Below are 21381 nucleotides of genomic sequence, written 5' to 3'. Positions count from 1 at the left end.
AATGAGGTTATAGGGGCGCTTAAGGCGCCCTACCTCGTCCAAACGATCCGTGACCGACTAATCGAATGATATCTATTTTAAGTTTGATCTCTTACGCGCGTGCCCGCGTAGTTAATATCCTCGCGCGCAGGATTGGTTGCTGCCGAGAGCCAGCAGCCGCGCCCTGACGGAGGCGCTCTGTGGACAACCTGTGGAAAATACTCACAGGCGCATCTTCGACTCGACTCGCTCGTCTCCCTTTCCGTAACGTGAACATTAACGGAACATTACCGACCGGTTGGGTGAGAGCGTGAGTGCGAGAAGATGGGATGGCAGGCTGGATCGAGCCGTGTCGATCGAAATCACATGCGATGACTGCGGGCGATCGAAGGAGATCCATCGGCATGGACTGGACGACCTCAAAGATCGTGGTCTCACAACGATCGATGACCTCTATCGACGCCTATATTGCCGGACGTGCAAACAGGACGGAGGTCTTGCCGACAACTTCGTCATTCGGGCGTCCTGGCCTAGTCCTCCGACATACCGACGATCCGGTGCACGGAATGAACCCGCTCCTGTGGAAAGCGCATTAGCCGGTCCTGTCCCTCGGGCGGATTCAGCTGCTCGAGGATAAGCTCGTGGCCCTCTCGCTTCACCAGGCGCTTGATGAATCCGAGAGGTGGGTCGCCTTCGACTTCCGGCAGTATTTGAACGAGGACATCGTGCCCAGGTCGGGCAGGCTTTACCGGGTTCACGTGCACGACTTCGCCTTCGTTGTACCGAGGATACATCGACGTGCCTCGAACATAGACCCCATAGGCGGATTTCACGCTCGCCAGGTTAGGCGGCCGGCCGATCGTATCTATTACCTGCCCGTTGAACTCAAACATCCCGTCGTCGCCTGCTACGGCCTCTCCAAAAATCGGCAAACGCTCTGGGGCAAAGCGGACGGCGCCGGCGAATACGCCGTTCGGCTCCGGCTCGGGATCGCGCGGGTGTGGTGGGGTTGGCTCGATCCGATCCCCATTGCCCAAGATCTTTTCCTCGAACACTCGTAGTGCGCGGTCCATCTTCACGGCGTTCTCATAGGTCATCTTCGGTTTCTCGAGGTTCAGCCACTTCGAGATGGTCGGCTGTGAGATATCAGCCGCGGTCCCCAGCGTAGTTTGTGTGACGCCACGGCTCATGAGGAATTTCATCCGCCTGACGATCGCCTCCGCGGCGCCCTCTTCTGTTTCATTCATGTTTTCGATCAACCTCCTGTCGCAAGCCGCTTTCCTGGTTATGCGGAGTTATACCAAAAAGAATAATTTCGTGCTCGAATATTTTTAGTTGCCTGGGTATTCGTAGTCCTATACTAATGAGGGATCACTTCGGAGATCCCCGTGTCTGACATGACGATCATTGAGCGTTTCCGCCATCACCTCTTCCGGACTGACCAAGCCGACATGGCGGCGATTATGCGGGTTTCGCAGGCGACGGTTTGCAAGTGGGAAAAGAGCGGCGCGCCAGAGCCGCGCATCGACAAACTTCGCCTCCTTCGTGATTGCGCCATTTCTCGCTCTCTGCCGTGGAAGGACGAGTGGCTGCTCGACGGTCCCCCGATTCCCCCGGACATCCAGGCCCGCGAAGCCGCCTAGCGACCCGGCTCGGCGCTGCGGTCGAGCCTTCTCCCCAACCTGACGCAAACCGCGGCCGTTCGCACGCAACGGGCACGCACGCCACGACCAGGAGAAGACCATGGCCCGTAAGCCACGCGCTGCGAAAAAGCAGGCAAGCACGAACGGATTCGACGCGACCGTGCTGAATGACATCGTCCATCGCTTCGATGAACTGAACGACGAGTTAGCGTCCGCCAAGGGCGTCTACATGAAGCGCGCTCGCGACATTGCGGACAGTAAGCGCGGACTCATCGAAGAGGCTAAGTCCCGCGGAATCGCGACCAAGCCGCTGAAGGCCGTCCTGAAAGAGATCGACCTCTCGCGGAAGATTGCCGCAACGCGCTCCGAACTTGAGGCCGACGACGCCGACCAGGCGGAGTTGATGCGGAGCGCCCTCGGCGACTTCGCTGATCTTCCGCTCGGCGCGGCCGCCGTCACCGCTGCCGATAAGCGAAAGGAAGATGAGAACGCCTTCGACTCGATGGGCAAGGACGAGGGTTGATCGTGGCGCCTGTCGTTATCCTCGGTCTCGACGTGGCGAGCGCCATGGGCGTCTGTGATTGGGAGGTCGGCAACAGGCCGACCTTCTACACCATCAAACTCGGCGGCGATGACGAGCAAGGCTTCGATGCATGGACGAGGAAGTGCAAACGCGCGACCCGGTGGATCGTCGATCGTCTGAAGGCCTCGCACGTCGACCAGATCATTATCGAAGCTCCGATCGAGGCCGGGAACACCGGCAACACGAACGCCAATACGACGGCGATCAAATATCTCCTTCTCGGCGCGCTGCTTGGTCCTATCGGTCTCAAGAGCAGCGTCACGGTCCGAGGCGCGAGAGTCCAGACTGTACGGAAACATTTCATCGGTCACGGCAACTTGAAGGGACCGGAGGCGAAGCGCCTCGTCCGGAACGTCTGCCGGGAGATCGGCTGGGATCCCAACAATAACGACGAGAGCGACGCCGCGGCGGTCGCTCACTGGCGAGCGAATGAACTCGGGCTCTTGGTGCCCGACGTGAAACCTTTTCATCGCGGGAAGTTCTGATGCCAGAGCCGGCTCTCCCTCCACAACCTCTCACCGGAGCTTTGGGCGAGATCTGGTCGTGGCAACGCCAATTCGAGATCACGTTCAAGGTGCTGAGGGAGACGGGTGTCCAGCCCCTCGAGTCCGAGGTTAGGCGCCACCGGCTACTCGGATCCATGGAGAACCTGTTGCTCGCGATCGAGCCGCATTGGGACACGACCATTCGTCCAATGCTCGAAGCTCGCGCTGCGGAACAAGCGCGCATTGCAGTGATCGCTGAGAAGGAGCCTGAGGGGAAAGATGGCTGACAAGGTCGAGAAAAACGCACACATTTTCGAGCGCGATGAACTCGATTGGTATGTCGAGCCTGAGGCATCGACACGCGCGTTGCTCGCCGCCGAAGGTTTCTTTGGCGACGGAATCTATGACCCCTGTTGCGGTGGCGGAAACATCGTCAGGGCGGCTCTTGCGGAGGGCTACGGGGATTCTGTCGGCACGGACATCGTGCGACGGGTGCCGGTGGATACGTCATGGTTTCTAGGCGAAAGCGATTTTCTCAAGGCTGATCCTGCTTTCGCGCCGGCGCGCTACAGATCCGTGATGATGAACCCACCGTTCTTCCGTGGAAAAGGGACAGAGGCGTTTATCCGTCGTGGCTTGGAACTTTGCAGCGGCAAGCTTGCGGTGTTCACAGACCTCAAGTTCCTCGCCGGGTCAGGCCGCGCAAATAGTCTCTGGGCAGAGCACCCCCCAACGAGAGTCTGGATGATAACGCCCCGCCCTTCCTGCCCTCCTGGCGAGTGGCTTGAAGCTGGAAATAAGGCCGGCGGCGGAACTGCAGATTGGATCTGGCTCGTCTTCGACCAGACCGCTCCACGTACGGCGACGACATTTCACTGGTTGAGGACGAGGCAGTGAAGACGCCGCGCCACAAGTGGTCGCTCCCCGCGCGTACTCAATACGAAACCGAACGCTGGTGTGACGTGTGCGATCTCAAGCGGATCACACGGCACGACGGCGACGGCCTCCCTTGGACTGAATGGTTCCGAGACGGCCAGCGAATCCATTCCGAACGAACACCGAAATGCGTTGGGGTGAGCGCGTCATGACAGAAAAAAAGATGGCGAAGAAGCCGAAGGGCAAGCCGCGGCCGCGGCAGAAATACACCCCGACGCGGAAATACCTGGGTCACGAACTCAAGCGCGCGATCTACATGGCGGGGGAAGGTATGTCAGCAAGCGAGATCGCGATCGCCCTCGGCGGCACAACCGCGGTGAAGATCCGCTCTCTCTTGAGCAAGCACGGCATCAGCTTGAAACGCCGCGGCGGCTACGACGATCGCATTGTCGTCCGCTGCACCACGCCGGAGCGCGAAGCGATCACCGCTTTCGCCGAACGCTTCGACATGGAAGCCGGACCTTTCATGCTCCGCCTGGCGATGGAAGCTACCGCCAAACACATTCACGACGTCTTTGAAGACGGCGGTGACGCATGAGGAAGCCAGTTGTCATCTGGCCTGAGCCATACCCGCGGGACAGCACGATCGTCGACCTTGGGGTCGACCATCGCCGGCTTGATATCCTCCGGCCTGAGCGGTGGGAGAATTTTAGAAAGCTGTCAGGTCTCTCAAAAGATCTCGCCCTCCTAGATCCGTTCAACGTGGGAAGCCGCTCCGGCGAGATCGGAATGATGGTTCGCGAGGCCCATAATCGCGGGTTCCGGCTGGTTATCGGGATGGCCGCCTGCCGCGAGGAACTCAACGCGCAAGGTCTCATCCAATGAGCGACCGCATTTCATGCTGCGTCCCGTTCTGCCGGCGAACTCGCAAGAACGACCTCGGATTCCTCGAATGGATTTGCGGCGACCACTGGCGCGGTGTGCCGAAGCCGATGCGTCAGGCCTACGGCCGCGTCACACGCCGCTTCCGGCGCGGTCTCGGTGAGTACGGCTCTCGAGGTGACCGACTCTGGCGACGTGTGAAGCGGGCCGCGATTGAGCGGGCGGTGGGAATATCATGAGCGGCCTCGACGAACTCGAATCCAAGATGGCCGACATCGCCGCGGTAGTGTGGGGCCCGCCGCGCAAGGGCGAGGGCAACGCGTCGGAGATCCGGTATGGCGGAGGCCGGACCGTTAATCCGAAGATCGGCCGCTATTTTGTTCATGGCAATGATGTCGGCGGAGGCCCGATCAAGTTCCTGCAGGAGGAAGCCGGCCTTCAGGGCAAGGAGATTTTCGAGTGGCTCGAGGAACACAAGTTCCCCGTTCCGGAGCGTCGGGATGCGACCTCCCCGGCGGTCAAGAAAAACGACATGCCAAAGGAGAGCAAGCCGAAGCCGGCGGCTCGTGCGCCGAAGGTCGTCACCGAGAAAAAGATCACCGCCACCTTCCCCTATGTCGACGAGAACAACGTCGAGATCTACCAAGTCGTGAAGTTCGAGTGGGAGGAGGACGGCAAGCGGAAAAAGAGCTACGCGCAACGGCGGAAGCCGCGCGACGACGACGATCCGGAGACGATCAAGCGTGGGTGGGTCTGGAATCTGGACGGCGTTCGGATCGTCCCTTACCGCCTTCCCGAGTATCTCGCAGATGTCGCCGATGGCGTGACAATCTTTTTCGTGGAGGGCGAGAAGGTCGTCGACCGGCTTCGGTCCGTAGGCGTGCCCGCGACGTGCAACCCCATGGGCGCCGGCAAGTGGTGGGACGAACTCACCAACTACTTTGACGACGTGGACCTGGTCGTCCTGCCGGATAATGACCGGCAGGCGAAACGGAAAGATGGCGCTCTCAAGTTTTACGAGGACGGCGCGCCGGTATTCGTCGGACAGGACCACGCGAAGCGCGTCGCGTTTGAAACGTCGGCAGTCGCTCGAAGCGTCCGAATCCTCGAGTTGCCGGGACTGCCGGAAAAGGGCGACGGGTTCGATTGGATCGAGGCAGGAGGAACGCCGGACGCGCTGTACGAACTCGTCGACTCGAGTGCGGTCGCGTGGAACGCCTACACCGGCCCGAAGGCGGAGGGCTCCAACCCGAACCTCGACCCCGAGACGCTGAAGCTCAACTTCAAGGCCGTTTGGTTTCACCAGATCAGCGGCAAGAAGCCTGTTCGGAATTGGCTGCTCAAGAACCTCCTGCTCGCGTCCGTTTTCGGGATTGTCTACGGGCCGCCTGGATGCGGGAAAAGCTTTCTCCTTTCGGACCTGTGCTTGACCATGGCCGCGGGGAAGGCCCTCAACCGCGATCGGCCCGAGTGGTTCGGATACAAAGGCCGGGTGTTCGGAGTGGTCTATGTCGTGGCCGAAGGCAGCGACGATTTCGAGATCCGGCTTCACGCATGGCGGGAGAACAACAACGTTCCGCCTGATGCCGTCATCCCGTTCGTGTTTCTGCCGACGACGGTGGACATGCGAAGCAGCGATGCCGATACGCAGAAACTCGCGTCCGATGTGAAAGCGATCTCCGCCTCAATGCTCGCCCTATGTGGCGTCCCTACCGAACTCGTTGTCCTCGACACGGTGGCGCGATCGCTCGCCGGCGGCAATGAGAATGACAGCGCCGTGATGTCCACGTTCGTCAAGAACTGCGGGCTCCTTCAGGAAAGCTTGAAGGTGGCGGTGATCGGCGTCCATCACGGCGGGAAGGAAGGCGGGCGCGGTCCGCGCGGACACGAGTCCCTTCATGGCGCCGCCGATCTTGAAATCGAGGTGGCAAGCGCCACGGAGGACACTCCCAACGCATTCGTCATCCGGAAAATGAAGGCTGGACCGGGCGGCAAGACTGAGAAGTTCCGGTTGAAACAAGTGACGGTCGGCAGCGATGGCGATGGCGATCCGGTCACGTCATGCGTCGTGGTCAAGCAGACCGGCGATCTCTCGGGCAAGAGAGAAAAGGCCAGGGGCTTCAAGGTCAATCCGACCGAGTTGGAGTTCCTGCAGGCGCTTGCCGAGACGATCGAGAAGCGCGGCATCATGCCCCCGGCCGGTGTCGAAGTACCGGGACGAGTGAACCTCGTGGCGAACGTGAGGGACGTGCGCGACGCCTTCATGGAGAAGTTCGCGGCCACCGAAACCGGAGACGAGGTCGCGGTCGAGAACCGACTGAAGGCCAGGTGGTCGAGGGCGACCAAGGCGCTGATCCGCTGGAAGATCATCGGTTCGAACAAGGTCTATCTCTGGATGACCGGCAAGCCGGTCCAGAACTTCCACCTTCGCGGTGTGACGGAGCAAGGCCAGCCACCGATCGGTGGCGGCAACGCGGCGCCTGTCGATGAAGACAAGCCGTTCGAGGCTTCTCGCACCGTCCCCGAAACCGACGATCTCACGAAGTTCTAGGAGGCTCGCATGGCACGACGTTCAAAGACAGAGAAAGCCGCCATTGCCGAGTCGGCTTACGACAACCTCGGCGACGACCGGGATGGTGACGGTTGGAACCGCCGCTCGGTCTCGACGATCCGGGATCCCGACGATGACGTGGACGAGGGCGAAGGCTGGACGAAGCGCAAGGTCGAAAACCGTCTCGCCGAGGCGATCAAGGTCGTCCAGTGGACGACGGGCAGGGTCGGCCCCGCCAGCGTCAAAGGCTTCTGGCCCGAGGTCGTCCGCAACTTCGGTGAACTCGTCGGCGCCGCCGGCGAGAACACCCTGCTCGTCGACGGCAACCGGATCCGGTTCCAGGCAACATCCGCCCAGGTGACCCGAGCCGAAGAGGCGATGATGTGGCCGGCCCGGTACGTCACAGACCGGCGGATCCTCGAAGTCCTGAATACCTGGCTGGCCTGCAAGGCCTATCGCCGCCCATGGCGTCGGATCGTCGAACAGAGGGGTTGGGCGCTGGCCACCGCGGACAGGGCGCGTGCGCGGGCCGTCTATCAGATCATCACCGGGCTCGAGGCGGCAAAGGTGAACATCCAATGATCCGCTGCTCAGGATGTGGCTCAGGAAGCAAGGTCGCCTCAACCCGGATGCTGGGCGGCGACCCCGTCAGGGTGCGGGAGTGCATGAAGTGCGGGCGCCGATGGATGACCAAAGAGGTCAAAATTAGAAACCTTCCCCGCCGTATCGCCGGGAGGGTCAAGCTGCCAGAGGAAGGGGAAGTCCTTCTGTGAGCCGAGAGCGACGCGACGTCCTGCCCATCAGTTGCCCGCCCCGCGGGCTCTCTCGCGTGGAGGCGGCCGCCTATGTCGGCGTGTCGCCAACGACATTCGACCGAATGATCTCGGAGGGAGTAATGCCCAAGGCTAAGAGGTATGGCTCTCGAGTGATCTGGGATCGGCTGGCCCTTGACAGCGCGTTCATGGACCTTCCCGATGAGGCGGGAGCGTATGGACATCCAAGCGACGAGCCTAATCCGTGGGATCTGGGCACGTCATGAGCGAGCTTATGGTTGGGATCAAAAACCTTCGCTACCTGATCGAGGACAGGGATCGGCACGGGAACCCGCGCCTCTATGTGAGGGCGCCTGGGCAGAAGAAGATCAGGATCCGGGAGATACCCGGCACGCCGGAGTTCAATGCCGCCTATGAAGACGCCATGGCCGGCATCGCTCGGACCAAGCCTGACAAGGCCGCGCCGGCAGCGCCCGCGGTCGTGAAGGGCTCGTTCCGCGCCCTGTGCATCGCCTACTACGCGAGCGGAGAGTTCAAAGGGCTCGACCAGAGCACGCGGAACTGGCGCCAGCGGGCGCTCGACAAAATCGCTGAGAAGCGGGGCGACGACAAGGTCTCGGTCATTGAGCCCAAGCACATCCGGATTCTTCGAGACGAACTCGTCGACACGCCGGGAGCCGCCAACGCTCGGCTGAAAGCCCTCAAAGCCTTGTTCGTTTGGGCAGTCGGCGCCGGCGAGTCCCGCTTCAACCCGGCTCGCGAGATCAAGCTGATCCGGTACTCGTCCAGCGGGCATCACTCATGGACGCTGGACGAGGTCACCAAGTTTGAGGAAAGGCATCCGATCGGCAGCAAGGCTCGCCTCGCGTGTGCCATCATGCTCTATACCGCCTGCCGGCGGGAGGACGTCGTTCGGTTAGGCAAGCAGCATATCCGAGGCGGCAGAATCCGGTTCATCCAGGCGAAGAACGAGGACCGTGAGCCGATCCAGATCGACATCCCTGTTCACCCCGACCTCGCGGAGGTGATCGACAAGACGCCCTCTGGCCACCTCACGTTCATGGTCACCGAATATGGGAAGCCATTCACCGCGAACGGGTTCGGCAACTGGTTTCGGGATCGATGTGATGAGGCCGGACTGCCGAATTGTTCGGCTCACGGGCTCCGGAAGGCGACTGCAGCGAGGCTCGCGGAGCGGGGCGCCGGACCTTACGAGATCATGTCCATCACCGGCCACCAAAGCCTCGAAGAGGTCGAGCGGTATACGAAAGCGGCGGAGAAAATCGCCCTCTCGAATCGGGCTATGGCACGTCTCGGGAAGGCGAAACCGAGAACAAAATAGTCCCACTTTTCTCGGGGGTGGTGTGGAATAAGTGTCCCACCCATTGAAAATATTGAGAAAAATAGGCCACTTGGCGCTCCCTAGGGGAATCGAACCCCTGTTTTCGCCGTGAGAGGGCGACGTCCTGGACCGCTAGACGAAGGGAGCTAGCAAGGTGGAGGCCGCTCGTATAACCAGCCTTGTGAACCCCCACAAGCCCTTGCGCTGAAAAAAGCCGCTTGGGAATGCGCCGCGCTGGCGCAGCACAGGAATGAGGCCACGGTGAGCGGCGAAACGCACAGAGAATGGACGGTGGAAGCCGAGCACCCAGCCGAACGCCTCGACCGGGTGGCTGCGCGGATTTGGCCCGACCTTTCCCGCTCCCGGCTGCAGGCGCTCATTCGCGATGGCCGCATGGCGGTCAACGGGGCCGAGGTTCACGACCCGAATCTCAAGGTCGGGCCAGGCGCGCATCTCGGCCTCGTCGTTCCGGCGCCTGTGGCTGCGGAGCCGCAAGCGGAATCGATCGGTCTCGAGGTCGTTTATGAGGACGACGACCTCATCGTCATCGACAAGCCCGCGGGACTGGTGGTTCATCCCGCTGCGGGGCATGCCTCGGGAACTCTCGTCAATGCACTCATCGCCCATTGCGGCGAAAGCCTGTCGGGCATCGGCGGCGTGAAGCGGCCGGGGATCGTGCATCGGCTCGACAAGGACACGTCGGGCCTGCTCGTGGTGGCCAAGAACGACCGCGCGCATAAAGGTCTTGCCGATCAGTTCGCCGACCATGGTCGCACCGGACCGCTCGAACGGGCCTATCTGGCGATCGTGTGGGGCGTACCGGAACGCGCGAAAGGCACCGTCGAGGCGGCTTTGGCCCGCGGCGCCCATAACCGCGAGAAGATCGTCGTCGTGACCGGCGAAAGCGGGCGGTTTGCGCTGACACATTACGCGGTCGCGGAGCCGCTGCCACCGGGCAATCCCGTCGCGGCGCTTGTGCGTTGCGAGCTGGAAACGGGGCGCACCCACCAGATCCGCGTGCACATGGCGCATATCGGCCATCCGCTTTTGGGCGACCAGCTTTACGGGTCCGGCTTCAAAACCAAAGCCAATCGGCTCGGAGAGGACCAGCAATCGGCTTTGGCGGCCCTGCGCCGACAGGCGCTGCATGCGACCATCCTTGGCTTCGAACACCCGCGAACAGGCGATTTCCTGCGTTTCGAGAGCCCTCTGCCGGCCGACATGGCGAGGCTCCTCGACAGCCTGCGCGCCTGACCTCTTCAGCGTCATTGCGTCGCAAACCGGCTTGCCCGGGCACCTCTTTCCGGGTCGTGCGTTCTTCCTTTCTTGGGCGGGGCGCCTCTATTCGGACACGGTCTGGCGGAGTATAGGTGGCTTAGCGACCTGCCTCACACGGGGGTCGCCTGGGGCTTGCCTCATGCAGAGAGGAAGCCAGAGGAGGAGTTGACCATGGCTGCAGCACTTCCGGTGCTTGCTACCGAAGGGGGGCTGTCACGATATCTCGACGAGATTCGTAAGTTCCCGATGCTCGAACCGAGCGAAGAATTCATGCTCGCCAAGCGCTGGCGCGAGCAGGGCGACCGCGATGCGGCGCATAAACTCGTGACATCGCACCTGAGGCTCGTGGCGAAGATCGCCATGGGTTATCGCGGCTACGGCCTGCCGATCGGCGAAGTCGTGTCGGAAGGTAATGTGGGGCTCATGCAGGCGGTCAAGCGCTTCGAGCCCGACAAAGGTTTCCGTCTTGCCACCTACGCGATGTGGTGGATCAAGGCCGCCATCCAGGAATACATCCTGCGTTCGTGGTCGCTCGTCAAAATGGGCACGACCGCGAACCAGAAGAAGCTGTTCTTCAACCTGCGCAAGGCGAAGGGCCGCATCTCCGCGCTGGAGGAAGGCGACCTTCACCCCGATCACGTGAAGACCATCGCCAAGCAGCTCGGCGTCAACGAGCAGGATGTGGTCGACATGAACCGTCGCCTCGGCGGCGATTCCTCGCTGAATTCGCCGTTGCGCGAGGAAGGCGAAGGCGAGTGGCAGGATTGGCTGGTCGACACGAGCGAAAGCCAGGAGCAATTGCTGGTCAAGGAAGAGGAAGGCCAGAACCGCCTCTCCGCCCTGCGCAACGCCCTGTCGGTGCTCAATCCGCGTGAGCGCCGCATTTTCGAGGCGCGTCGCCTGTCGGATAATCCGATTACGCTGGAAGACCTCTCGACAGAATTCGGCGTGTCGCGGGAGCGCGTGCGGCAGATCGAGGTCCGCGCATTCGAGAAAATCCAGGAGGCCGTGAAGAAGAACCTGGCCGAGATCGAAGAGCCGGAAGAGCAGCCGGCTCACTAGCCCGATCCTCAAGCGATCATTCGATACGCGGCGGACGTTAAACACGTCACGCCCGTTCTCTATTGCCGTTCTTGCGCTCCAGGGGCGTTGGCCAAGGTTGGAACGGCGATCACGAACAGGAGTGCGGCAAGGGGCAGCGCAAAGAGGAACCCGAGGTGGCTGAAGCCGAGCGCACCGATGATGCCGCCGACGAAGAACGACCCAAGCAAGAGCGACAGGAGTCTCATCTTCGGGCGGTCGGCGATGACGGGGCTGCCATATCGCTCATCTCGGCTGCGGTTCCAGAAAAGCAGCTTTCCAAATTCAATCCCGAGGTCCGTCACCAGGCCGGTGACGTGCGTCGTCCGTATTCTGGCGCCGGAAAGCTTTGTAACCGTGGCATTCTGCAGGCCCATGATGAAGCAGAGCAGCGGAACCGCCGACAGGACCAGGCCAGGCGAGGGATAGAAAAGGGCGCCGATCACGCCGAACAGGCAGAGCAGCAACGCCTCAAGCATGATCGGCAGTGCGTATTGAATTCCAGAATGGTGCCGCCGTCCCCAATTGATCAGAACCGCCGAACAGGCAGCGCCCGCGATGAAGGGAAGAAACGCTCCCAATCCGAGGCCGACAAGTCCGAAGGCACCGAGCGCCGCATTGTCCGCCATCGCCGAAAAGATCCCCGACATATGGGATGTATATTGTCCGACCGCCAAAAACCCTCCGGCATTGATGGCTCCCGCGATGAACGTCAGAACCATGCCGAGTTGCGCGTCGGATTCCCCGGTCCGATCGGCATCCACGATCCGCCGCATCGAGGCGAAATAGCCGCCGCCAGAACGTTCCGCAGGAGAAGGTGACCGAAGATCCATGGTTCGACGGTTATAGCCGCACGGCCCCACCGGGTCGATCCACGTCGGCGGTTCCCCGCCATACCAGCCCGAGAAGCCGCGCTCCTTGCGCGGCCTTACGTCAGCGCCAGTGACCGAAGGCGCGCGTCAGGACCTGCTCACCCGACGCACCTTTCTCGAAACTGAGAATGGCGCGCTGTCCGGATGCCATGCGCACCGGCAGGTCGATCCAGTTGCGGCGCACCAGGAGTTCGGTGTTGCGCTCGACGTCGCTGGAGAGGTTGGACAAGCCGATCAGAAACAGGTTCTCACGCACCGGCACTGGCAATCCGGCGATCGGAGTGCCGCGCGCGGCTTCCTCGTCCTTGAACTGCAGCAATCCCACGTCGCGGATGACGCGTCCGCTGTCGCCGGCGCGGGTGGTGAACGACAACTCGACCGTATGGGAGGCAGGCAGCGTCGAATCAAGGTTGCGGCGCAGAACCATCTTCATGGTCAGCCCGGCATCCGGAATGTCCACGTTGGCGCTCACGGCCCGGTCGAGCGGCTGTCCCTGGCCGGCATTGACATCCTCAAGACGCCAGATCACGCGTCCCGTCTGGGCCTTCGGGGTCGATGGCGATGCGGGGTCTTCCTCGTAGAAGACGGCGCGTTGGGCAACGCCAACTTCCTGCCGGGCAGCCGGCGCCGCGACGGGAGCGGCCGGGCCGCCGACTCGCTCGTTGGATTTCGCGGCATCGGGTGCTGCCTGAGGCGCCTGGGCGACGCCTGCTGCCGGCGCAAGATCTTCCGGCTTGTCGCGCTGCCAGAATGCCAGTCCGCCGATGGCCGCAATCACGAGCGCCAGAACGGTTCCGAGCAGGATCGTGCGGCCTCGCGCGCCCGTCTTAATGCCGGGATGAGGGCGGCTCTCGACCCGCGGCCGCTCCGTCGGCTCCATTTCCGGTGCCAAGTCGGCGGCGACCGCAGGATCACGCGCAGGCTCATGGGGTGCCGGATCGGTCCGCGCCGCCGCAAGCGAAGCGGCGAGCAGGTCAGCCATATCGGAAGCAGGCGTAAAATCGGCCTCGACGCGCGCGATCGCATCGTCGAGCGACACACGCTCATTCTCGATGTCTCGCTCGGAGAGAGGCGGGTCGATCGAACCCAACTGAGCCACGAGTGCCGTCCGCGCGCGCTCATAGACCGCGCGACGCGTTTCGGGTGAAGTGTCGGCCAAGCCTTCGACGGCTCGGGCGATTAGGGGATAGTAATCAGCCATTTGGTTTGGGATGGCCCGCGACGATGCCGCCGTCAACCCTCAAACGGGTTCTTCATGAGGATTGTGTCGTCCCGCTCCGGCGAGGTGGACAGAACCGCCACAGGCGCGCCGATCAACTCCTCGACGCGGCGCACATACTTGATGGCCTGTGCCGGAAGATCGGCCCATGACCGTGCGCCGGCGGTCGAGCCGCTCCAGCCTTCCATCTCCTCGTAGATCGGCTCCACCCGTGCCTGCGCACCTTGGCTCGCGGGAAAATAATCGATCGTCTCGCCATCGAGTTTATAACCGACGCCGATCTTGAGCGTCTCGAAGCCGTCGAGAATATCGAGCTTGGTGAGCGCGATCCCGTCGATGCCGGAGGTGCTGACGGTCTGGCGCACCAACGTCGCGTCGAACCAGCCGCAGCGGCGCTTGCGCCCGGTGACGACGCCAAATTCCTTGCCCTTCTGGCCGATCAACTCGCCGGTCTCGTCGAACAATTCGGTGGGAAAAGGCCCCTCGCCCACCCGGGTCGTGTAGGCCTTGGCAATCCCCAGCACATAGCCCACTGCACCCGGGCCGAGGCCCGATCCGGTGGCGGCCTGCCCCGCGACGGTGTTGGAGGAGGTCACGAACGGATAGGTGCCATGATCGACGTCGAGCAACGCACCCTGCGCGCCTTCGAACAGGATGCGCTTGCCGGCCCGGCGCTCGCCATCGAGCAGCCGCCAAACGGCGTCCATATAGGGCAGAACCTTCGGCGCGACGGAGGAGAGTTCCTCGTAGATGGCTGCTGGCTCGAATTCGGGAAGGCCGAAACCGCGACGCAGCGCATTGTGGTGCGTCAGCAATCGGTCGATCTTTTCCGGCAGGGTCTGCAGGTCGGCGAGATCCATCAACCGAATGGCGCGCCGGCCCGCCTTGTCCTCGTAAGCCGGCCCGATGCCGCGCTTGGTGGTGCCGATTTTTGTGCCCGCGCTGCCGCTTTCGCGCAAGGCGTCGAGTTCACGGTGGATGGAGAGGATCAAGGTCGCGTTTTCGGCAACCCGCAGGTTGTCCCGGGTGATGGAGACACCCTGCTCGCCGAGGCGCTCCACCTCCGACGCCAGAGCGTGCGGATCGAGCACGACACCGTTGCCGATGACCGAGAGCTTGTTGGGACGAACGACGCCGGAGGGCAGGAGCGAGAGTTTATAGACCTTGTCGCCGATGACGAGCGTATGGCCGGCATTGTGCCCACCCTGGAACCGAACGACGACATCCGCCTGTTCGGACAGCCAATCGACGATCTTGCCCTTGCCCTCGTCGCCCCACTGGGCGCCCACGACAACCACATTCGCCATCGCTCAAGCCTCGCATAAAAAAACCCCGGCGCAAGGCCAGGGTTGGGGTGGAAAAACCTTGCAAAGTCTCATGGTGGATGATGCGCGGGAGGTCAAGCCGGAATGACCTCCTGTTGCCGCCACGGCTGCGGCCAGAGGTCTCAAGCCCTTCCGCGTGAACTCTTTTCCGGCTTCACCCGGTGCGCCACGAAGTTCGCGATTTCCCGTGTCCGGCGAGCAGAATCTAGCACCTCCATGTCGATTCCATGGCGCCAGGCGAGATCGGCCCGGTGGCGATTCTGCTGCAAAGCCGCGAGATCGGCCACATAGGCCGCGGCATCCGCTTCACTCCGGCAGAAGCCCTCGTCCACGAGCAGGGTCTTGCGCCGATCGAGAATGACGGCGAGTTCGCCGAGGCTGAATTCCGGATGATATTGCACGCCCCAGAAGACACCGCCGTCGAGCCGGATCTCCGCGGCTTGCACAGGCGAGACGCTGTTGGACGACAGGATGGTGCAATCGGCTGGGAGCACGGTCACCATATCGAGATGGATCGCTGGCGCATCATAGACATCCGGGCGACCCGCGAGCATCGGATGTGCCCTGCCGGCCTCCGTCGGCAGAAGGCGCCGGGCAAAGCCGACCTCGCGACCGAGCGGGTTCTTCTGCACGTCCCCATCGGCCGCGACAGCCGCGACCTGAAGGCCCCAGCAGGAGCCGAAAGACGGCGTCCCGGACGCATAAATCGCCCGCATGAGATCGATCTGACGAAGGATGTCCGGCGTGCGGTCGTAGATGCTGAGATGCGAGCCGGTCAGCACAATGCCATCGTAGGATTGCAAGCCCGCCGCATCGGGCAAGTTCGCGCCCTCATCGGCCGGGAACGCCAGATCGCAGACGATGTCCGGCTCGATCCCCTGCAGCACGGCCGCATAGGATTCGGATGGTATCAATCCATAGGCCGCCTTGTGGTTCTGCCTTGCGTCACGCGTATTGCCCTCGACCACCAGAAATCTTAAGGCCATAAGCTGTTCCTGCCTTCGCTCGACGCCGGTTAGACCGAACCGCGCGCCGCGGCAAGCGCCCTGAGGTCTGAAAAACTCCATGAGATTCGTGAATTCGCTCTGGAACGGCCTCTTCGGGCAAGCCTTCCTGCTGCTCGCCCTGGCGATGCTCATGTGGGGCGGCAACGCCGTCGCAGGTCGGCTTGCCGTTGGTGAGATCTCGCCGATGGCGCTTACGTGCCTGCGATGGGTGATGGTCCTCATCGTGCTGCTGCCCATCGTCGGGCGCCAGATGGTCGCCGAATGGTCGATCCTGAAGACCGGGTGGCGCATCATCGTCCTGTCCGGCATCTTCGGCTTTACGGCTTTCAACGCGTTGTTCTACACGGCCGCGCACTACACCACCGCCGTCAACCTGACGCTTTTTCAGGGGGCGATCCCCGTATTGGTGCTGCTGGCTTCGGTCCTGTTCCTGCATGTGCGCGTGGCGCGGGTGCAGGTTTTCGGGATGCTCATGACCATCGCCGGCGTGGTCCTGGTTTCGGTGAAGGGCGATCTGGAGATTCTGCGAACGCTGGCGCTCAACATCGGCGACGTCTTCACGCTGATCGCCTGCGTGTTCTACGCCGCCTACACGCTGGGCCTGAGACGCAAACCACCGGTATCGGGTCTCGTCTTCTTCACGTCCCTCGCGATGGTTGCGTTCATGACATCGCTTCCGCTGCTCGCCATCGAGATGGCGAGCGGGAGCGTGCAATGGCCGACGCCGGCGGGATGGGTCATCATGCTCTATATCGGCCTGCTGCCGTCGCTGGTGGCGCAGGTCTTCTTCATCCGCGGCGTGGAGCTGATCGGCCCGGCCCGCGCCGGCCTTTTCGTCAATCTGGTGCCGGTCTTCGGCGCGTTGCTGGCCGTTCTGATTCTGGGCGAGCCCTTTGCGCTTTATCACGCGGTTGGGCTGGCCCTCGTTCTCGGCGGAATCTGGCTCGCTGAAAGACGCGCCTGATCCCGCCGGAGGAAGGTCGTTAGAACCGCACCGAGCGCGCGCGCTTGACCTGCGGAATCGCCTCGATCTTGCGCAGCAGATCATCCGTCACGGGCTGATCGACCGACACGAAGCAGATCGCATCGCCGCCGGCGCGGTCACGGCCGAGCGCGAAGGTGGCGACATTGACGCCGGACTCCCCAAGCAACGTGCCGAAGCGTCCGATGAAACCCGGCTTGTCGTCGTTACGCACGTATATCATGTGCGGCGCAAATTCCGCGTCCACCGCGATGTCGCGGATCTCGATCACCCGCGGCTTGCCATCCTGGAACACCGTGCCGCCCGCATGGCGCGCCATGTCTTCGGCCTGGACGACGATGCGGACGAAGCTTTCGTAATCGCGCACGGCGTTCTCGCGCTTCACCTCTTCGATCGTAATGCCGCGCTCGCGCGCCACGACCGGCGCGGACACCATGTTGATGTCCTGCAGGAACGGACGCAGCACGCCGGTCACCGCAGCCGACGTCAGCGCGCGGGTGTTCATGTCCGCGACCGCGCCTTCATATTCGATGCGGATGCCCTTGATCGGCGCTTCGGTGAGCTGGCCCAGGAACGAGCCGAGCTTCTCGGCCAATGCCACGAAAGGCTTGAGACGCGGTGCTTCCTCGGCCGAGATGGACGGGAAGTTGACGGCGTTCTGGATCGCGCCCTGCAGCAGGTAATCCGACATCTGCTCGGCAACCTGCAACGCCACGTTCTCCTGCGCCTCCGTGGTGGCGGCGCCCAGATGAGGGGTGCAGACCACGTTGGGGTGTCCAAACAGCGGGTTGCTGGTCGCCGGCTCCTCGATGAACACATCGAAGGCCGCGCCCGCGACGTGGCCGGAATCGAGCGCTGCCCGCAACGCCGTCTCGTCGACCAATCCGCCGCGCGCGCAATTGATGATGCGCACGCCCTTCTTGGTCTTGGCGATGTTCTCGGCCGACAGAATATTTTTTGTCTTCTCGGTCATCGGCACGTGCAGCGTGATGATGTCGGCACGGCGGAGCAGTTCCTCCAACTCCACCTTCTCGACTCCGATCTCGATAGCGCGCTCGGGTGAGAGGAACGGATCGTAGGCGATGACCTTCATACGCAGGCCGATGCCGCGTTCAGCCACGATCGACCCGATGTTGCCGCAACCGATCACCCCAAGTGTCTTGGCGGTGAGTTCGACGCCCATGAAGCGGTTCTTCTCCCACTTGCCGGCCTGGGTCGACGTGTCGGCCTGCGGGATCTGGCGGGCGAGCGCGAACATCATCGCGATGGCGTGTTCAGCGGTGGTGATGGAATTGCCGAACGGCGTGTTCATGACGATCACGCCCTTGGCGGTGGCGGCCGGGATTTCGACATTGTCGACCCCGATGCCGGCGCGGCCGATCACCTTCAGGTTCTTCGCCTGTTCCAGGATCTTGGCCGTCACCTTGGTGGCGGAGCGGATCGCCAGGCCGTCATAATCGCCGATGACGGCGGCAAGCTTATCCTTGTCCTTGCCGAGGTCGGGCTGGAAATCCACGTCGATGCCGCGATCCTTGAAAATCTGCACGGCGGCGGGCGAGAGGGCGTCGGAAATGAGAACGCGGGGTTTGGTCATGGGGCACCTCGTGCTCCCCTCCCCCTTGCGGGGAGGGGCTGGGGGTGGGGGTCGTCCCACCGGTGAATGGTCTGAATTAAATCTGCGGGGACAGGCTGCCTCAGGCCCGCCGCCAGAACGGTGTTCGGTCGCGCTACGGGTTTGCGACCCCCACCCTGGCCCTCCCCGCAAGGGGGAGGGAAACGGACGCCTATGCTGCTTTCGCGAGCTTCGCTTTTTCCTGCGCAAACGCCCAGTCGAGCCACGGCGTCAGAGCCTCAAGATCGGAGGCTTCCACCGTCGCGCCGCACCAGATGCGCAGGCCCGGAGGAGCATCGCGGTAGGCGCCGATATCGAGAGCCACGCCCTCCTTCTCCAGCGCCGCCGTAATACCCTTGGCGACTTGCGACACGGCATCCGGTCCCTTCGCCACCACGTCGGGATCGGCGATGACGAGGCAGACGCTGGTGTTCGACGCGGTCGCCGGAACCTTTGCCAGATTGGCGATCCAGGGTGTGCGCGCGACCCAATCGTGAATCACGCGGGCATTCGCATCGGCTTTCGCCAGAAGACCTTTCAGACCACCGATGCCCTGCGCCCATTCCAGCGCGTCGATGTAATCTTCGACGCAGAGCATGGACGGGGTGTTGATGGTCTCGCCTTCGAAGATGCCTTCGATGAGCTTGCCGCCTTTGGTCATGCGGAAGATCTTCGGCAGCGGCCACGCGGGCTTGTAGGTCTCGAGCCGTTCGACCGCGCGGGGGGAGAGGATCAGCATGCCGTGCGCGGCTTCGCCGCCGAGCACCTTCTGCCACGAGAAGGTCACTACATCGAGCTTCGCGAAGTCGAGTTTCTGGGCGAATGCCGCCGAGGTGGCATCGCAGATGGTGAGACCTTCGCGGTCGGCAGCAATCCACTCGGCGTTCTCGACACGAACACCCGACGTCGTACCGTTCCACGTGAACACCACGTCGCGCGCCTTGGTATCCACCTTGGACAGGTCGGGTAGCAGCCCGTAATCGGCCGTCGTGATGCGGACATCATCGAGCTTGAGCTGCTTTGCCACATCGGTGACCCAGCCTTCGCCGAAGCTTTCCCAGGCGAGCATTTCCACTGGGCGGGCGCCGAGCATCGACCACAAGGCCATCTCGACCGCGCCGGTGTCGGATGCAGGCACAATCCCGATGCGGTAATCGGCCGGAACCTCAAGCACCTCGCGGGTGAGGTCGATGGCACGCTTCAGGCGCGCCTTGCCGAGCTTCGCCCGATGCGAGCGGCCCAACGTGTCGGTTTTGAGGTTTTCGAGAGACCATCCGGGGCGCTTCGCGCACGGGCCGGAGGAAAAGAAAGGCGAGCGCGGACGCGCTGCGGGCAGATCGGTCATGGCTATCCATCCTTCCAGATGGTTGCCCCTCGTTGGGGAGGGGTATCCCGCCGCCGGATATGCCGGATGCTGCCCTCTCCGTCAAGATCATCGCTTAAGTCTATTTCTCCAGCATCATATTACGAAATCGTAATACAAAATGTCGTGTCTGCTGCGGTATGGTCGCTTTTGCTGGCACATCTTGTGCTAGGAGCAGTACAATATTCCGATTTCAAGGAGCGAGCATGCGTGTGTCCGGTCAGCTCGCCGTCATTGTCGTGCTGGGGGCAGCAGGCTTTGGTGGCTGGTACGCCTATCAGGGCGGCCATTTGGCGAAAGCGCCAGTCATTGGCAGCTATTTCGCCGGGTCGGCCCAGCAGGCGACTGCGCCGGGACAAGGCAGACGTGGGGGCGCGACGGCCCCGGCGACCGTGGAAGTCGACACCGTCAAGACCGGGCGCGTCGTCGAGGTGCGGGAATCGGTCGGCACCGTCCGTGCCTTCGAATCCATCACCGTGACTGCCCGAATTGCAGGCATCATCAACGAAATCCGTTTCGAGGAAGGCCAGAACGTCAAATCCGGCGACGTGCTGGTGCAACTGGACGCGGATGAACGCCGGGCCGAGATCGAACAAGCGATCGCCGAAGCAAACCGGGCCCTGGCGCTGAAAAACGAAATCTCCATCAAGCTCGACCGTGCAATGACACTCAACCGCACCGGGGCCGGAACCGGCGCCCAGGTGGAAGACCTGACGGCGCAGGTCAAATCCCTCGATGGGTCGCTTGCATCCGCCCATGCACAGCGCAAGGCCGCGGAAGCACGGCTTGAGGAACTGACGATCCGTGCGCCCTTTGCAGGCCGCGTCGGCACCCGCTCGGTGTCGCTCGGGGCCTATATCTCCCCCGGCACGCGCATCACCTCGCTGGACGACCTGTCGCGCATCAGGCTGGATTTCTCCGTCCCCGAGAATCTTCTCGGGCGTCTGAAGACGGGTCAGACCGTCAATGCCACCTCGGCCGCGTATCAGGGCCGCACCTTCAAGGGTATCGTGTCCACGCTCGACACCCGCGTCGACCAGGCGACCCGCACCATTCGGCTTACCGCTGAGTTCCAGAATCCCGACGAAGCGCTCAAGCCCGGCATGTTCCTGTCGGTGGGCCTCGAAGTCACCACCAAGGACGATGCGATCCTCATCCCCGAGGAGGCGATCGTCAGCGAAGGTCTCCGGCAGATCGTCTACCCGGTCAAGGACAACAAGATCGAACGGCGGGTGATCCGCATCGGCCAGCGCCAGGGCGGCAAGGTCGAGGTGCTGGAAGGCTTGCAGCCGGGCGAGTCGATTGTGGTGCTCGGCGTCCAGCGGGTCCGCGCAGGCGCCGAAGTAGTGGCGCGGCCGGTGGGCTCGCCGCCACCCGCGCCGCCCGTTCCCGCGGCGAACCGAGAACAGCCGTCGCGAAGTTCGCTGAACGTGCCGCAGGCGATTGGCAGCGCCCTTGCGGCCGAGCGTCGATGACGCGTTGGGCGCGAACCTGATCTTTTGCCGCGCGGGCGGACAGCCGCCGTCCGT

21 protein-coding genes and 1 tRNA gene are annotated in these 21381 nt (G+C 62.7%); 14 read left to right on the top strand and 8 right to left on the bottom strand.

The genetic code is table 11. The features are described from left to right. Positions 1–509: 509 nt before the first annotated feature. The gene (locus FEZ63_RS02595) at positions 510–1238 is read right to left on the bottom strand and encodes a LexA family transcriptional regulator (protein WP_150942072.1); all 729 of its coding nucleotides are present in this window, start codon (positions 1236–1238) and stop codon (positions 510–512) included. A 129-nt stretch (positions 1239–1367) separates the two neighbouring features. Here FEZ63_RS02595 and FEZ63_RS02590 point away from each other — a divergent pair, with 129 nt between their 5' ends. The 10 genes from FEZ63_RS02590 (at position 1368) to FEZ63_RS02535 (ending at position 9114) form a co-directional block, all read left to right on the top strand. After that, positions 1368–1622: a hypothetical protein gene (locus FEZ63_RS02590; RefSeq protein WP_150942071.1), complete on the top strand. Its 255-nt coding sequence runs from the start codon at positions 1368–1370 to the stop codon at positions 1620–1622. Positions 1623–1722: 100 nt separating this feature from the next. Further along, positions 1723–2145: a hypothetical protein gene (locus FEZ63_RS02585; RefSeq protein WP_150942070.1), complete on the top strand. Its 423-nt coding sequence runs from the start codon at positions 1723–1725 to the stop codon at positions 2143–2145. A gap of 2 nt (positions 2146–2147) precedes the next feature. Next, positions 2148–2690: a hypothetical protein gene (locus FEZ63_RS02580; RefSeq protein WP_150942069.1), complete on the top strand. Its 543-nt coding sequence runs from the start codon at positions 2148–2150 to the stop codon at positions 2688–2690. Next, complete coding sequence (locus tag FEZ63_RS02575; RefSeq protein ID WP_150942068.1) at positions 2690–2977, top strand: hypothetical protein; 288 nt, start codon at positions 2690–2692, stop codon at positions 2975–2977. The genes FEZ63_RS02580 and FEZ63_RS02575 overlap by 1 nt, the downstream gene beginning before the upstream one ends. Continuing rightward, positions 2970–3587 (top strand): TRM11 family methyltransferase, encoded by a 618-nt coding sequence (locus FEZ63_RS02570; protein WP_150942067.1) that lies wholly within the window; start codon positions 2970–2972, stop codon positions 3585–3587. Before FEZ63_RS02575 ends, FEZ63_RS02570 begins: the two co-directional genes overlap by 8 nt. A 202-nt stretch (positions 3588–3789) precedes the next feature. Further along, entirely contained in the window at positions 3790–4164 is a 375-nt protein-coding gene (locus FEZ63_RS02565; RefSeq protein ID WP_150942066.1) for a hypothetical protein, read from the top strand. Then, positions 4161–4451 carry a hypothetical protein gene (locus tag FEZ63_RS02560; RefSeq protein ID WP_150942065.1) on the top strand — a complete coding sequence of 97 codons (291 nt, stop codon included), beginning with the start codon at positions 4161–4163 and terminating at the stop codon, positions 4449–4451. The genes FEZ63_RS02565 and FEZ63_RS02560 overlap by 4 nt, the downstream gene beginning before the upstream one ends. 232 nt (positions 4452–4683) lie before the next feature. Continuing rightward, a complete protein-coding gene (locus FEZ63_RS02550) occupies positions 4684–6999 on the top strand; it encodes an AAA family ATPase (RefSeq protein ID WP_150942063.1) in 2316 nt (771 codons plus the stop codon). A gap of 9 nt (positions 7000–7008) precedes the next feature. Beyond that, complete coding sequence (locus FEZ63_RS02545) at positions 7009–7581, top strand: DUF6362 family protein (protein WP_150942062.1); 573 nt, start codon at positions 7009–7011, stop codon at positions 7579–7581. Between the two features lie 453 nt (positions 7582–8034). Further along, positions 8035–9114, top strand: coding sequence for a tyrosine-type recombinase/integrase (locus tag FEZ63_RS02535; protein ID WP_244622603.1), 1080 nt, complete (start codon positions 8035–8037; stop codon positions 9112–9114). Positions 9115–9185: 71 nt separating this feature from the next. Here the strand turns inward: FEZ63_RS02535 and FEZ63_RS02530 are convergent. Next, positions 9186–9261 (bottom strand) — tRNA-Glu (locus FEZ63_RS02530). Between the two features lie 114 nt (positions 9262–9375). Between FEZ63_RS02530 and FEZ63_RS02525 the strand changes: the two genes are divergently transcribed. Continuing rightward, entirely contained in the window at positions 9376–10368 is a 993-nt protein-coding gene (locus FEZ63_RS02525) for an RluA family pseudouridine synthase (RefSeq protein WP_150942059.1), read from the top strand. A gap of 195 nt (positions 10369–10563) precedes the next feature. Continuing rightward, positions 10564–11454 (top strand): RNA polymerase sigma factor RpoH, encoded by an 891-nt coding sequence (rpoH, locus tag FEZ63_RS02520; RefSeq protein ID WP_150942058.1) that lies wholly within the window; start codon positions 10564–10566, stop codon positions 11452–11454. A gap of 59 nt (positions 11455–11513) precedes the next feature. Here the strand turns inward: rpoH and FEZ63_RS02515 are convergent, their stop codons facing one another. From FEZ63_RS02515 to FEZ63_RS02500, 4 genes are all read right to left on the bottom strand, one after another. Continuing rightward, positions 11514–12305, bottom strand: coding sequence for a YoaK family protein (locus FEZ63_RS02515; protein ID WP_420846250.1), 792 nt, complete (start codon positions 12303–12305; stop codon positions 11514–11516). A gap of 100 nt (positions 12306–12405) precedes the next feature. Then, a complete protein-coding gene (locus FEZ63_RS02510) occupies positions 12406–13545 on the bottom strand; it encodes a histidine kinase (protein ID WP_150942057.1) in 1140 nt (379 codons plus the stop codon). A 32-nt stretch (positions 13546–13577) separates the two neighbouring features. Continuing rightward, positions 13578–14870 carry an adenylosuccinate synthase gene (locus FEZ63_RS02505; protein ID WP_150942056.1) on the bottom strand — a complete coding sequence of 431 codons (1293 nt, stop codon included), beginning with the start codon at positions 14868–14870 and terminating at the stop codon, positions 13578–13580. Positions 14871–15010: 140 nt separating this feature from the next. Continuing rightward, positions 15011–15874 (bottom strand): type 1 glutamine amidotransferase, encoded by an 864-nt coding sequence (locus FEZ63_RS02500; protein ID WP_150942055.1) that lies wholly within the window; start codon positions 15872–15874, stop codon positions 15011–15013. A gap of 79 nt (positions 15875–15953) precedes the next feature. On the opposite strand from FEZ63_RS02500, the gene FEZ63_RS02495 reads away from it, so the two are divergent. Continuing rightward, complete coding sequence (locus FEZ63_RS02495; RefSeq protein WP_150942054.1) at positions 15954–16859, top strand: DMT family transporter; 906 nt, start codon at positions 15954–15956, stop codon at positions 16857–16859. Between the two features lie 19 nt (positions 16860–16878). Here FEZ63_RS02495 and serA read toward each other — a convergent pair whose 3' ends face one another. After that, positions 16879–18471, bottom strand: a complete 1593-nt coding sequence (gene serA, locus FEZ63_RS02490) for a phosphoglycerate dehydrogenase (RefSeq protein WP_150942053.1) — start codon at positions 18469–18471, stop codon at positions 16879–16881. Between the two features lie 190 nt (positions 18472–18661). Continuing rightward, on the bottom strand, positions 18662–19834 hold the full coding sequence (locus tag FEZ63_RS02485) for a phosphoserine transaminase (RefSeq protein WP_150942052.1): 1173 nt from the start codon (positions 19832–19834) through the stop codon (positions 18662–18664). A gap of 224 nt (positions 19835–20058) precedes the next feature. Here FEZ63_RS02485 and FEZ63_RS02480 point away from each other — a divergent pair, with 224 nt between their 5' ends. Next, positions 20059–21327, top strand: coding sequence for an efflux RND transporter periplasmic adaptor subunit (locus FEZ63_RS02480; RefSeq protein WP_162419649.1), 1269 nt, complete (start codon positions 20059–20061; stop codon positions 21325–21327). Positions 21328–21381 lie beyond the last annotated feature (54 nt).

It is taken from the genome of Microvirga brassicacearum, assembly GCF_008757455.1.
In the GTDB taxonomy this organism is placed as follows: Bacteria; Pseudomonadota; Alphaproteobacteria; order Rhizobiales; family Beijerinckiaceae; genus Microvirga; species Microvirga brassicacearum.
This window is presented reverse-complemented; position numbering and strand designations above follow the sequence as displayed.